At 71.8% G+C, this 12,814-nt stretch carries 12 protein-coding genes; 2 read left to right on the top strand and 10 right to left on the bottom strand.

The features are described from left to right. Positions 1 to 114: 114 nt before the first annotated feature. The 4 genes from tilS to JOE55_RS08930 are packed head-to-tail and all read right to left on the bottom strand — an operon-like array spanning position 115 to position 4,507. Positions 115 to 1,209, bottom strand: coding sequence for a tRNA lysidine(34) synthetase TilS (gene tilS, locus JOE55_RS08945; RefSeq protein ID WP_204782683.1), 1,095 nt, complete (start codon positions 1,207 to 1,209; stop codon positions 115 to 117). 56 nt (positions 1,210 to 1,265) lie between these two features. After that, positions 1,266 to 1,733, bottom strand: coding sequence for a hypothetical protein (locus JOE55_RS08940; protein ID WP_006213606.1), 468 nt, complete (start codon positions 1,731 to 1,733; stop codon positions 1,266 to 1,268). Between the two features lie 57 nt (positions 1,734 to 1,790). Continuing rightward, positions 1,791 to 2,957 (bottom strand): zinc-dependent metalloprotease, encoded by a 1,167-nt coding sequence (locus tag JOE55_RS08935; RefSeq protein WP_204782682.1) that lies wholly within the window; start codon positions 2,955 to 2,957, stop codon positions 1,791 to 1,793. Positions 2,958 to 3,010: 53 nt separating this feature from the next. After that, positions 3,011 to 4,507 (bottom strand): D-alanyl-D-alanine carboxypeptidase, encoded by a 1,497-nt coding sequence (locus JOE55_RS08930; RefSeq protein WP_204782681.1) that lies wholly within the window; start codon positions 4,505 to 4,507, stop codon positions 3,011 to 3,013. Positions 4,508 to 4,628: 121 nt separating this feature from the next. On the opposite strand from JOE55_RS08930, the gene JOE55_RS08925 reads away from it, so the two are divergent. Together JOE55_RS08925 and JOE55_RS08920 are read left to right on the top strand one after the other, a co-directional pair. After that, positions 4,629 to 5,141, top strand: coding sequence for an inorganic diphosphatase (locus JOE55_RS08925; RefSeq protein WP_006213610.1), 513 nt, complete (start codon positions 4,629 to 4,631; stop codon positions 5,139 to 5,141). Positions 5,142 to 5,277: 136 nt separating this feature from the next. Further along, positions 5,278 to 5,991, top strand: coding sequence for a hypothetical protein (locus JOE55_RS08920; RefSeq protein WP_024289217.1), 714 nt, complete (start codon positions 5,278 to 5,280; stop codon positions 5,989 to 5,991). A 27-nt stretch (positions 5,992 to 6,018) separates the two neighbouring features. On the opposite strand, the gene JOE55_RS08915 is transcribed toward JOE55_RS08920, so the two are convergent. The 6 genes from JOE55_RS08915 to serS form a co-directional block, all read right to left on the bottom strand. Then, entirely contained in the window at positions 6,019 to 7,059 is a 1,041-nt protein-coding gene (locus JOE55_RS08915; RefSeq protein ID WP_239546568.1) for a glycine betaine ABC transporter substrate-binding protein, read from the bottom strand. 55 nt (positions 7,060 to 7,114) lie between these two features. Next, a complete protein-coding gene (locus JOE55_RS08910) occupies positions 7,115 to 7,885 on the bottom strand; it encodes an ABC transporter permease (RefSeq protein WP_024289219.1) in 771 nt (256 codons plus the stop codon). Next, a complete protein-coding gene (locus JOE55_RS08905) occupies positions 7,882 to 9,201 on the bottom strand; it encodes an ATP-binding cassette domain-containing protein (protein ID WP_204782679.1) in 1,320 nt (439 codons plus the stop codon). Before JOE55_RS08905 ends, JOE55_RS08910 begins: the two co-directional genes overlap by 4 nt. Continuing rightward, positions 9,194 to 9,835 carry an ABC transporter permease gene (locus JOE55_RS08900; RefSeq protein ID WP_006213616.1) on the bottom strand — a complete coding sequence of 214 codons (642 nt, stop codon included), beginning with the start codon at positions 9,833 to 9,835 and terminating at the stop codon, positions 9,194 to 9,196. The genes JOE55_RS08905 and JOE55_RS08900 overlap by 8 nt, the downstream gene beginning before the upstream one ends. 476 nt (positions 9,836 to 10,311) lie before the next feature. Continuing rightward, positions 10,312 to 11,295, bottom strand: a complete 984-nt coding sequence (locus JOE55_RS08895; protein WP_204782678.1) for an HAD family hydrolase — start codon at positions 11,293 to 11,295, stop codon at positions 10,312 to 10,314. 98 nt (positions 11,296 to 11,393) lie between these two features. Continuing rightward, complete coding sequence (gene serS / locus JOE55_RS08890) at positions 11,394 to 12,695, bottom strand: serine--tRNA ligase (RefSeq protein WP_204782677.1); 1,302 nt, start codon at positions 12,693 to 12,695, stop codon at positions 11,394 to 11,396. Positions 12,696 to 12,814: the final 119 nt, after the last annotated feature.

The following is a 12,814-nucleotide window of genomic DNA, read 5'->3' as shown; positions in this document are numbered from 1 at the left end:
CCTTGTCCGCCTCCGTGCCGCTGTCGTCGAGGAACGCAGCGGCAGGCCTGTGGCCGGGCCGTCGTGCGGTCGGGGCCGGTGCGGGAGACGCGGAAGCCTGCGGCTGCATGCCGCTCAGCGCGGCTGGAGGACCAGCTCGAGCGTCCCTGCTCGGCCGCCGCCGCAGCTGGGTCGGCGCCTGTACGCGGCCACCCTACCCGCCATCTGCACGGGCCCGGCCTCCCCGTGCCCCGAGGCGAGCTCGTGCAGGGCGGTGAGCCGCTCGTGCGTGGGCCGCTCCCCTCCGGCGCGCATGCAGGCCTGCGCCAGGACGCGGCGCACCAGCGGCTGCGGCTCGCAGCGCAGGACGTCCAGGGACAGCACGACGACGGCCCCGCCCCCCGCGCCGCTGGGCGCTTGCTCCGCCTGCCCGGCCTGCGGCACGCCTTCCGCATCACTGTCCGGGACGACGATCGCGCGCTCGAGCAGCTGCGCCGAGAGCCTCTCGAGCAGCTCGGCATCCGGGCCGAGGATGGCGGCGGTGCGGGCCAGGGCCTCGGCCACCCCGGGACCCAGCTGGCGCTCGAGCTCGGGAAGCACCGCGGCCCGGACGCGGGCGCGCAGCATCGTCTCGTCGGCGTTCGCGGGATCGTGCCAGGGCTCGAGCTGCTCGGCCGCGCAGATCGCCTCGGTCTGGCGGCGGCGCAGCTCGAGCAGCGGGCGCAGCACGGGGACGGGGCCGTCGTCGCGCACGCGAGGCATGCCGGACAGCGAGCGCGTCCCGGAGCCGCGGGCCAGCCCGAGCAGCACCGACTCGGCCTGGTCGTCGAGGGTGTGCCCCAGCAGGATCGCTCGGGCGCCGTGGGCGGCGGCGATCTCGTGCAGGGCCGTGTAGCGGGCCGCGCGCGCGGCGGCCTCGGGCCCCTCGCCGCGTTCGCGGACCTCGACCGCTCGGATCTCCACGGGATCCAGCCCGAGCTCGCGGGCCTGCTCAGCGGCGCGCTCGGCGACCAGGGCGGAGCCCTCCTGCATGCCGTGATCGATCACCGCGGCCCCCACGCGCAGTCGGCCCCTGCGCGCCCAGTGGGCGGCGGCGGCGGACAGGGCCAGCGAGTCGGGTCCGCCGGACAGGCCCACGAGCAGCAGGCCCGGGGCCTCCGCGCGATCCGGGCTCTGCGCTGCGACTGGGGCCGGCGCGGGCGGGAAGGCGGTCTCGACCGTGCTGAGCACGGCTCGGCGGGCGAGGGCGACGTCCTGCGACAGTCGGCCCCGCCGTCCCCTCTGGGTCAGTTCAGCCCCGCCGCCGACTCGTGGTGGCGGGCCTCCCGCAGGGCGAGCTCGAGCACCTTGGACAGCGTGGGCGTGGTCTCGCCGAGGGCGCTCAGCGCGGATTCGAGCTCGGCGACCGGAACCACCGAGGCCAGGGCGGACACGGCGTTGGACTCGCCGTGGATCCCGGTCTGGATCTGGGTGGTGGTCAGCACCGGCTGGGACTTCTCGACCGTGCTGAGCACCTCTTCGATGTCCGAGGTGCCGGCGCGCTGCTCGAGCATCACCAGGCGCTCGTAGACCGCCGGGTTGCCGATCTTGATGCGGCGTCCGGAGTTCAGCTGCGAGAGCATGGGAGCGGACAGCCCCAGGACCTCCGCGAGGCGGCGCTGGGTGATGCCGTACGCGCCCACGACCGCCCCGAATCGCTCGGAGAGCGGCTGGCCGTACAGCTTGATCTGCTGGTCGATGTTCTCGGTGCTCACTTTTGCAATTATGTCACAGTCAGGTCACGAACGGGACTCGATCGGCCTTCTGAGACCTCAGAAGGCGACCCGATCGACCCACTCCTGCGGGTGGCGGATCTCCCGAGCCGAGGGCAGGTTCTGCGAGCCGAGCCAGACCCGGTTGAAGCCGTCGCGGCCCACGGCCTCCACGACCTCCGTCACGAAGCGCTGGCCCTGCACGTACTGCGCGGCCTTGGCTTCCAGGCCCAGCAGCCGGCGCACGGCCCGGTCCAGGGGCCCGCGCAGATCGGCGCGGCGCTCGAAGCGCCGGCGGATGGTCTTCACCGACGAGACGATCGAGGAGTCCACCCCGTCCATGACCCAGTTGGCGTGGCCCTCGAGCAGGCTCATGACGGCGGTGGTCCGCTCGAGCATCTCCCGCTCCCGCTCATCCAGCGCCGCGCTGAGGGGACCGAGCAGCGAGTCCGGATCCTGCGCCTCCTGCCCGCGGCCACGGCGCATGCGCTTCACGGCGGCCCCGGCCGAGGAGCCCACGGCGGACAGCCTGCGCCCGAAGGCGTCGGCGTCCCCGGACAGCGAGACCGTCAGCTCCCGCATGTCCCGGATCATCTGCTCGCGCAGCCACGGGGCGGCCGCGAACTGGACCCGGTGCGTCTGCTCGTGCAGGCACACCCACAGGCGGAAGTCGTCGGGATCCACGTTCAGCTCCCGCTCGATCTGCAGCACGTTCGGGGCCACGACCATGAGCCGCCCGCCCGGGAAGCGCCGAGCGGCGTCCTCCGAGACCATCCCCGCATAGGGGTCGTACTGGCCCAGGACCTTGGTGGACAGGTAGGCCATCAGCCCGCCGGCCTCCGCCGCGGCCGCCCTGGCGGCGACCGACTGGATCAGCTCGGCGTTCATGCCCCGGTCCAGGCGGTCGGCCCGCGCCCGCCGCAGCTCGCTCAGCGCCGGCTCGAGCAGCAGCTCGAAGGTCGCCGTGTTCGCCCGGGACCAGCCGGCGCGGTCCACGACGACCACCGGGGCGTCACCCAGCCCGCGCGCCGCCGCCAGACCGGAGATCGCGTGGACGTGATCGACCGAGGCCTCGGCGTGCCCGCGGATCGAGGCCACCGCGGTCCGCAGCTGCTCGGGCCCCGGGGTGGGCCCCGGCGGGGCGGTGCGCGCCGCGATCCGGGCCGCGCTCGGCCAATCGATCAGCCCGGAGCGCTGCGTGCTCGACGACGACTCGGAGGTGCTCATAGCGCTATGGGATCACAGGCGCCCGACAGCGCAGGGCGCGGGGGCGGCGCGGCTCAGGAGCCGTCGGCGGCGACGATCGCGTGGATCCGGTCGGCGGCGTCGCGGGCGGCGTCTGTGTCCTCGACGTCGTCGAAGAGGACGACCACCACGGCCGGGCTGCCGTCCGCCCGGATCGTCTGCCCGGACAGCGCCGTGACCACGTTGAGGGTCCCGGTCTTGGCGCGGGTCACACCGCGGGCCTCGGACTCGTCGGGGTCGTCGAAGCGCTCGGCGAGCGTGCCGGTGGCCCCGCCCACGGGGAAGGCCTCGATCATGGGAGCGAACCGCCCCGAATCATCGGCGGCGGCCGTCAGCAGCAGGCGGCCCAGGACGTCGGCGCTCACGCGGTCGTCCATGGTCATCCCGGAGGCGTCGACGATGCGCAGACCGTCCGCTTTGGAGGCCTCCTCCTCCGGCAGCGTCTCGAGCACGGCCTCCCGAGCGGCCTGCTGGGCCCCCTCGATGCTGCCGTCGTGACCGGCCGAGCGGGCCGCCACCCGGCCCAGCACCTCCGCCAGGCGGTTGTCGGACTCGCCCATCATGCGCCCGGCCTGCTCCTGCACGGTGGCCGACTCCACGCGGCCCAGCTCCGTGACGCCCTCCTGCTTTTCGGACGGCAGCAGCGGGTCCGCGGATGTGTCCTGCTCCCCGGCCGACTCGACGCGGACCTCCTGGCCGACCTGCTCCTCGAGCTGCGAGCCGAGCTCGCGCTCGAAGGCCTCGGCCACCGAGGCGACCGGGTCCTCGTCGTAGACCCCTTCCTTCCCGGTCACCTGGTGGGAGCCGAAGGCCATGGGGCTGATCGGCCCGATCTCCTGGGACTCGATGTCCCCGTCCTCCCAGGCGGGGTTCAGGGACGGGCCCGAGAAGATGCTCGTGTCCACCGCCACCCGCACGGGCTTCTCGGGATCCACCTCCCCTGCCATGGCCTGCGCGGTGGACTCGGCGAGATCGGCGATCCCCGCCCGACCCGTGACGGCCTCCGGATCGCCGTCCCCGGGCGCCAGCAGGGTGTCCCCGCCGGCCACGAGGACCACTTCGTTGGGGCTCTGGCCGGCTACTGCGGTCGTGGCCAGGCGCTGGTCCGGACCGGTGTGGGCCAGCAGCGAGAAGTGGGTCAGGATCTTCTGGTTGGATGCCGGCACCAGTGCCTCGGCCTCCCCGTCCGAGAACAGGACGTCGTGCGAGCCGGGATCGATGACCATGACTCCTGCAGACCCCGCGGTGGAGTCCTCGATCGCCGCCCGGATCCCGTCCTCGGTATGCTGCGACAGATAGCCTCCCGGCTGGTCCTGCCGCGGCGCGGCCGGGTCCGGCACGGTCACATCTGCGCCGGCGTCGTCCTGGCCGCCGAAGGCCCCGGGGACGGAGACGATCAGCGAGGCCGCGATCGCCAGCACCACGAGGGCGGCGATCACCGCGGCGACGGGGCTGCGGCGTCGGGAGGGGCCGTCCTGGGGCTCGTCGCCGGGCACAGGGCGGTCGCGGCGGGGATCCTGTGGGGTGCTCACGCCCCCTATTGTGCCGATCCCGCCCGCGCGCCGCCGAGGCGCGACCTGCGCGGCGGGCGCACGGGCCGCTACCCTGAGAGGCGAACGAGTCAGAGAACCCGACGGAGCACGAGGAGCAGCCATGGAGCTGGACGTCACCATCGAGATCCCCAAGGGATCGCGCGTCAAGTACGAGATCGACCACGAGACGGGGCGCATCCGCCTGGACCGCGTGCTGTTCACGTCGATGGGATACCCGGAGCACTACGGCTACTTCGAGGACACCCTGGGCGAGGACGGCGATCCGCTGGACGCCATGGTCCTGCTCGACGTCGACATCATGCCCGGCGTGATCGTGGAGGCCCGCCCGGTCGCTGTGTTCAACATGAACGACGAGGCCGGCGGCGACGCCAAGATCCTGTGCGTGTCCACGGACAAGCGCTACGACCACATCCAGGGCCTGGACGACATCATGGATTTCAAGCAGAAGGAGATCCAGCACTTCTTCGAGCGCTACAAGGATCTCGAGCCCAACAAGTGGGTCAAGGGCGAGGGCTGGTCCGGCAAGGACGAGGCCGAGCGCCTGGTCCGCGAGGCGCAGGAGCGCTTCGAGGCCTCGCACTACGACTCCGCCGCCGAGGCCGAGCAGAACTGAGCCCATTCGCGCCCAGCGCACAGGCCCCGCCTCCCGTCGCGACGGGAGGCGGGGCCTGTCCTCTTGCTGAGGGAGCCCGACATCGGCCGTCGTCGCCCCTAGTGCTGTCGGTGCGCTGTGGTTGCATGAACCCGTGATGAGCCGATCGGATGAGGTCCCCCAGCGGGTGCCCTACGTGCTCGAGCACCAGGGCACCACGGTCGTGCTCGGCGAGCCGCTGCACCTGGCGGAGATCGATCGCATGCTCCAGCGGATGCACGTCCAGACCGCCACGACCGTCTCGGCCACCGGCGGCATGAACCTGGAGGGCGTCCTGCTCAACAGCGTGAGGGCGGACCTGCCCCTGCACCGCTTCTGGGAGACCCTGCACCTCGCCGCGTTCGACGACGACTCCGTCGACTGGCGCGACCAGGACGCGGACGTCCTGGTGCCCGAGCCCCCGCAGTGGCTGCGAGAGGCCCGGTGCTGGGAGTACGACCCCATCGCCCCGCTCATGGGCGGCTCGGCGCAGGACCCCCAGATGCCGCACTCCGGCGGGTGGGTGGCTCGACCCTCGTTCGGGGGGCTGGACTCCGCCCGCCACGGCGGTGCGGTGGGGCTGTTCCAGCTCATGGACCGGGAGAGCTTCTGGGTGCTCGCCGGACAGGACGCCCTGATCGAGATCGTGGAGCTGGCCAGGGACCTGCAGCGCTACCGGCGCGGCTTCCCGCAGATGCGCGTGTGCTTCGACGAGACCGACCGCATCGGCTCCCTGTGCCTGCCCCTAATCTGCCGGGAGGTGCTGGAGGACGAGCTGATCGCCCGCTCGATCGACATCGAGCCGCGGTTCTGGCCCCCCGGCGACGATTGAGCCGGTAGACCCGACCGCGCCACCGGCTCAGCCGGCCGGCTCGGAGATGAAGCCCTCGGAGACCATCCAGTCGAAGGCCACGTCGACCGGCTCGCGGCCCTCCACGTCCACCTGGGCGTTGAGCTCCTGCAGCGTCTCGTTGTCGAGCTCGGCCATGATGCTGTCCATGACCTCTGCCAGCTCCGGGGACTCCGCGAGCGTCTGCTCGTTGTAGACCGCCGAGCCGTTGTAGGCCGGGAAGTACTTCCGGTCGTCCTCGAGAACGGTGAGATCCAGCGAGAGGATTCGACCGTCGGTGGCGAACACCTCGCCCACGTTGCAGTCGCCGTGGTCCGTGGCCGTGTAGATCGCCCCGGTGTCGTAGAGGCCGATGTTGCCCTCGGGCATCTGGTCGCTGTCCCGTGCCAGGTCATAGTGCTCGAGCAGGGGATTCAGCCCGTCCGGACGGGAGTTGAACTCGGCCTCCACGCACAGCGTCCGGTCCTCGACGGGCAGGCTGCGCAGGTCGGAGATCGTCGTGAGCCCGTGCTCCTGCGCGAACTCCGAGCGCACCGCCAGGGCGTACGTGTTGTTGAACTCGGCCGGCGGGCCCCAGATCAGTTCGTTGCTCCGGTCCTCGTCGGCCACGGCCTGCCACTGCTCCTGGGGATCGGGGATCCCCTCCTCATGGCCCATGTAGGTGATCCAGGCGGTGCCGGTGTACTCGACGGTGAGATCGCCCTCGCCCTCCACCATCATGCGGCGCACCGGCTGCGAGCCCGGCACATTGGTCTGGTCGGTGACCTGGTACCCGGCGGCCTCCGCGGCCAGGACCATGATCTTGCCCAGAATGAGCTGCTCGGTGAAATTCTTGGAGACCACCGTGACCGGGACGTCCTCGGCGCCCTCGACCGGGGTGATGGAGCCCTCCTCGAACTGCGGGACGTAGGAGGCCGACGGGGACAGACCACAGCCGGACAGAGCCAGGGCGGCCGCCGCGGCCAGCGATGCCGCGGACAGGGCCCGACGGCGACGCGGCGAGCGGAGCCCGGCTCGCGTCCTCGATCCGCTGGTGGTGGTCGTGGTCATCCTGGCCTCCGTGCTCCGATTCTGGTGCTGCTTGCCGACATCGCCCACGGCGGCCTCACAGCCCCCCGGGACGGGCGATGTGCTCGACCACCCGTCCCAGCCAGTCGATGGCCAGCGCCAGCAGCGAGACGAGCACCGATCCAGTGATCAGGACTCGGGGCAGGTCCAGGTTCACACCGGTCGTGATCGCCACGCCCAGGCCGCCGGCGCTGACGAAGGTGGCGAGGGTGGCTGTGCCGACCACCAGCACGAGCGCGGTCCGGATACCGGCGAGCATCAGCGGCACCGCCAGCGGCAGCTCGATGCGCCACAGCACGGACAGCGCAGACATGCCCATCCCGCGACCCGCCTCGACCAGCGTCTGATCGACGGAGTCGAGCCCGACCATGGTGTTGCGCAGCACCGGCAGCACCGCGTAGACCACGAGCGCCACGATCGCGGCGGTGGAGCCGAAGCCCATCCACATGGCGAACAGCACGATCAGGCCCACGGCCGGGGCGGCCTGGCCGATATTGGCGATCGCCATGATCGCTCCGGTCCAGCGCCGCATGGGCCCGCGGGTCAGCAGGATGCCCAGCGGGATCGCGATCACGAGCACGACGACGGTGGCGATCGCGGTGAGCCGCAGATGCTCCAGGGTCGCGTTCAGCAGCGGTCCCGGTGCGAGCGTGACCAGCTCGGTCTCCGTGAGATCCGCCTGGCTCAGCCACAGGATCAGCACGCCCAGGGCCGCCAGCAGCACGACCGGGTAGATGATCAGCGAGCGCAGCCGGCCCCGGTCGGCCTGGATCCCGGAGGCGCTGCCCAGATCTGCCGCGGCCGTCATCGTCGGGCCTCCTCCGGCTCGGCCGCGCTCGAGCCGCCATCCGGGTCCTCCTCGGTGATGACCCGGATCTCGCCGGTGTCGTCGTCGCGCGAGACGCGGATGTCGGCGTCGTTCGAGCCCACGGGGGCCGCTCCCGAGCCGGTCGCGGTGCGCTGGGACTGCAGCGACTCCATGACCGCGTCCAGGTCGACGACGCCCTCGAAGCGCCCGCGGGCGCCGACCACCAGGCCCGCGCCCACCCGGGAGACGAGCATGGTGTTCAGTGCGTCCTCGAGGGTCGCGTCCTCGCCCACGATCGGCAGGTCCGGATCCAGGCGGCTGGGCAGCTGCTGAGCCCGGCTCAGCTGCTCGAGCGACGGCCAGGCCAGCGGGCGCCCGGAGCCGTCCACGATCACCACGTGCTCGTGGCCCGCGCTGCCGGCGCGCTCGAGAGCTCTCTGCACGGAGTCCTCGGGGGTCAGCGTCACGGCCTCGCGGCGCGGCATGTCCCGCACGCGCGACAGCCCCAGCGCCTTGAGACCGGCGCCGCGGCCCACGAAGTCGGCCACGAAGTCGTTGGCGGGCTCGGCCAGGATCCGCTCGGGGCGGTCGTACTGCTGGATGTGCGCACCCTCGTCGAACACGACCACCCAGTCGCCGAGCTTCACGGCCTCGTCGATGTCATGGGTGACGATCACGATCGTCTTGCGCAGCTCCCGCTGGATGGAGATCATCTCCTCCTGCAGACGAGCGCGCGTGATCGGATCGACCGCGCCGAACGGCTCGTCCATGAGCAGCACGGGCGGATCCGCGGCCAGGGCCCTGGCCACGCCCACGCGCTGCTGCTGCCCGCCGGAGAGCTGCTTGGGGTAGCGGTCCCGGTACAGCGCCGGGTCCAGGGAGACCAGATCGAGCAGCTCGTCCACGCGCTCGGCCACCCGCTGCTTGTCCCACCCCAGCATCTTGGGGACCAGTCCGATGTTCGCGGCCACGGTCATGTGCGGGAACAGGCCGCCGGCCTGGATGACGTAGCCCATGCGCCGACGCAGCTCATCGCCGTTCATGGTCGTGACGTCCTCGCCGTCGATCACGATCCGGCCCTGGCTGGGCTCGATCAGGCGGTTGATCATCTTCAGCGTCGTGGTCTTGCCGCAGCCGGACGGGCCCACGAACATCACGGTCGAGCCTGCCGGGATCTCGAGGGTCAGGTGGTCGACCGCCGGCTTGGCGCGCGAGCCGTACTGCTTGGTCACGCCGTCGAGCAGGATCGGGACGCCGGTGACCTCGGAGCGGGCTTCGGGGGCGGTGTTCTGGGCGGAGCTGCGCGGATCAGACACGGAGACCTCTCGAGGTGGTCAGGCGCCCCAGCAGGGCGAGGAGGAGATCGAGGATGAAGGCCACGACGATCACGGCGATGACGCCGGTGAGCACCGAGGCCAGAGCGTTGGCTCCGCCCAGCCGGGAGAGCCCTGAGAAGATGAAGCCGCCCAGGCCGGGGCCCAGGACCCAGGCCGCGATCGCGGCGACGCCCATGACCATCTGACCCGAGACGCGCATTCCGGTGAGGATGACCGGCCAGGCCATGGGCAGCTCGACGCGCAGCAGGGTGGACAGCCGGCTCATGCCGATGCCGCGGGCGGATTCCACGACGGTGTCCGGGACGCCGGCCAGGCCCACGACCGCGTTGCGCAGGATCGGCAGCGCGGCGTAGAAGGTGATCACGACGATGGCCGGGGCGATGCCGAAGCCCAGCGGGGCGACCAGCAGACCGATCAGGGCGAACGAGGGAATGGTCAGACCGATCGCGGTGACGCTGTTGGCCAGCTCGGACAGGCGCTGGGAGCGGTAGCACAGCAGCGCGATCGCGACGGCCAGCACGGTGGCCAGCGCCAGGCACTGGATCACCAGCCACAGGTGCTGCCAGCTGGAGAACAGGATCACCTGCCAGCGCTCAGCGAGATAGTCGGACACGGGTCGGTCCCTCCGGAGACTGGGAGCTGCCGGGGCGGAACCGGCAGATGGGCTGGGCCCCTCTGACCCGTTCACCATAGGCGGGTGAATGCTCATCTGCGCGGATTGGCTCATCAGCGCACTGACCTGTGATCCACATCTCAGAGCTTCGGGTACGATGCTGCGGCCGCCGGGCGCCCCGGCCCGCGCACCGTCTCCCGCCGCACCCGGCAGCGTGATCGCCGGACCCGGCATGCAGGCCGGCCTGGCCCCGCTGGCCTGGCGCGACGGCCGCGGCCCGGCGGTGATCAGCGCGAGATCGATGAGCGCACGGCTCGGCTCGGCGGCCCCCGGCGCCCCGAGACCGCCATGCGGGATGTCCTGGCCCGCCTGCTGCCGGAGCTGGCGCTTCCGGCGGCCGAGCCGTCGAGCTGATCCGGGGCCGCCGGCGAGCGGCAGCGCCAGCGCAGCGGCTCGTCCGGAGCCCGGGCTGCGGCTCAGCCCTGCGGCAGCAGGGAGCGCAGGATGCGGTCGGCGCCGTCCTGGTACACGCTCGTGGTGACCTCCCGCGCCGCCTCCACGACCTCGTCCGGGGCCTGGCCCATGGCCACTCCGCGGGCCGCCCACTCGAGCATCTCGATGTCGTTGTGCCCGTCGCCGATCGCGACCGTGTGGGCGGGATCGACGTCCAGGCGGCGACGAACCTGCTCCAGCGCGCTGGCCTTGGAGACGCCGTTGGCCGCCACATCCAGCCATGCGGTCCAGCCCACGGAGTAGGCCACGCCGTGCAGGCCCGAGCGGTCGATGGCCTCGGCGAAGTCCTCCGGCTCCTCCGCAGAGCTGCTGACCACGAGCCGCACGGCGTCGAGCTCGGCGAGCCCGCGCATGTCCGTGGGGATCGCCTCGATGCCGAAGGACCCGTCCTGGAAGCGCTCGGTCGAGTAGAAGCTGCCGTCGGCGGTCTCGATCGCGTACTTGGCCGAGGGCAGGACCTCCCGCAGCGCCTGCAGCGCCTTCTCGGGGTTGAAGGTCACCGCGTCGATCACGCGGTACCAGTCCTCGTGCTCGCTCGACAGGTGCATGGTGATGCCCCCGTTGGAGGACACGGCGTAGCCGGACTCCAGCCCGAGCTTCTCGCACACGGGCAGAGTGGCTCCGCGCGAGCGCCCGGTGGCGATCACCAGATGGTGCCCCGCTGCAGCCGCGGCGCGCGCCGAGTCCAGCACCGCCTGCGACATGCGTCCGTCGTGATCCACGAGCGTGCCGTCCACGTCCAGGCACACGAGGTAGCGCACGCCCTCCTGCAGCTGCCAGTCGCTGCCGACCGGCTCGCGGTCGGGCTCGGGGAACGGCGCCGTCCCGTGATCCGGGGCGTGGGGCGGATCCTGCTGAGGGTCCTGGGGCTGGGGAAGGGTGCCATCGGCGTCGTGCGGCTTGTCGTGAGCCCGATCGTCGGTGTCGGCGCGCTGCGTCTGAGTCATCCCCCGAGCCTGCCACAGCACGACGGCGGGCCGCCGTGGCCGACACCACGACGACCCGCCGCTTCACGGGACGTTCACCCAGCAGGCGCCTGAGGGGCTCAGCGCACCTGGATGACCTCCTGGCCGCGCATGTACGGGCGCAGCGGCTCCGGGATCACGACGGAGCCGTCGGCCTGCTGATGCGTCTCCAGGATCGCCACGAGCCAGCGCGTGGTGGCCAGCGTGCCGTTGAGGGTGGCGACCATCTGCGTCCCGCCCTTCTTCACCTTGCCGTCGGCGGTCGTGGTGTCGGCCAGCCGCTCGCGGATGTTCAGGCGGCGGGCCTGGTAGGTGGTGCAGTTCGAGGTCGAGGACAGCTCGCGGTAGCGGCCCTGGGTGGGGATCCAGGCCTCGCAGTCGAACTTGCGCGCAGCGGAGGTGCCGAGATCGCCGGCGGCGGTGTCGATCACCCGGTAGGACAGCCCGCAGGCCTGCAGCATCTGCTCCTCCCACTCGAGCAGGCGGGCGTGCTCCGCCTCGGCCTGATCCTGGGTGCAGTAGACGAACATCTCCAGCTTGTTGAACTGGTGGACGCGGATGATGCCGCGGGTGTCCTTGCCCGCCGAGCCGGCCTCCCGGCGGTAGCAGGTCGACCATCCGGCATAGCGCAGCGGGCCGTCGGACAGGTCGATGATCTCATCGGCGTGGTAGCCGGCGATCGCGACCTCGGAGGTGCCGACCAGGTAGAGGTCGTCCTTCTCGAGGCGGTAGATCTCGTCGTCGTGCTCGACGTCGAAGCCGGTGCCGGCCATGATCTCCGGGCGCACCAGGGTGGGGGTGGTCAGCGCGATGAAGTCGTTGTCCATGGCCAGGTCCTGGCCCATGCGCAGCAGCGCGGTCTCCAGACGCGCGATGTCGCGCTTGAGGAAGTAGAAGCGCGAGCCGCCGACCTTGGCGCCGCGGGCCATGTCGAGCCCGTCCACGAGCTCGCCGATCTCCAGGTGATCCCGCGCCTCGAAGCCCTCGGCTGCGAAGTCCCGAGGCTGACCCACGTGCTTGAGCACTGTGAAGTCGTCCTCGCCGCCGGCCGGGATGCCGTCGATGATCAGGTTCGGCAGGGCCTTGAGCAGCTCGTCGATCGTGGTCTGGGCGGCATCGGCGCGGGAGTCGGCGTCCTTGACGCGCTCGGCGAGCTCCTTGACCTCGGCCAGCAGGCGCTGCTTGTCCTCGCCCTGGGCCTGTGCCACCTGCTTGCCGAAGCTCTTCTGCTCGGCGCGCAGCGTCTCGTACTCGGTGATGGCCGAGCGGCGGGCGGAGTCCGCCTCCAGCACGCGGTCCACCACGGACTCGTCGGCGCCGCGGGCGGCCTGCGAGGCGCGGAACTTGTCGGGATTCTCGCGGAGCATGTTGATATCGATCACCCGGCCAGGGTAGCGGAGCTGGTCATCCCCGGCTCGCTGTCATGCGGGCGCGCTACGGTGGTCGTTCGCGGGCGATCCCGGGCTGCTGCGCAGCCCCGACCCGCCTCCCCGCCGAAGCC

This window comes from Kocuria palustris (assembly GCF_016907795.1).
GTDB classification, from domain to species: domain Bacteria; phylum Actinomycetota; class Actinomycetes; order Actinomycetales; family Micrococcaceae; genus Kocuria; species Kocuria palustris.
Note: the sequence above shows the minus strand (reverse complement) of the source record. Positions and strands in the feature narration are given on the sequence as shown.

Bases quoted from the DNA above. Each gene is read 5' to 3' on its own strand.
- JOE55_RS08920 (WP_024289217.1), top strand. From the start codon at position 5,278: ATGAGCCGATCGGATGAGGTCCCCCAGCGGGTGCCCTACGTGCTCGAG.
- JOE55_RS08910 (WP_024289219.1), bottom strand. From the start codon at position 7,885: ATGACGGCCGCGGCAGATCTGGGCAGCGCCTCCGGGATCCAGGCCGAC.
- JOE55_RS08915 (WP_239546568.1), bottom strand. From the start codon at position 7,059: ATGACCACGACCACCACCAGCGGATCGAGGACGCGAGCCGGGCTCCGC.
- JOE55_RS08925 (WP_006213610.1), top strand. From the start codon at position 4,629: ATGGAGCTGGACGTCACCATCGAGATCCCCAAGGGATCGCGCGTCAAG.
- JOE55_RS08895 (WP_204782678.1), bottom strand. From the start codon at position 11,295: ATGACTCAGACGCAGCGCGCCGACACCGACGATCGGGCTCACGACAAG.
- JOE55_RS08935 (WP_204782682.1), bottom strand. From the start codon at position 2,957: ATGAGCACCTCCGAGTCGTCGTCGAGCACGCAGCGCTCCGGGCTGATC.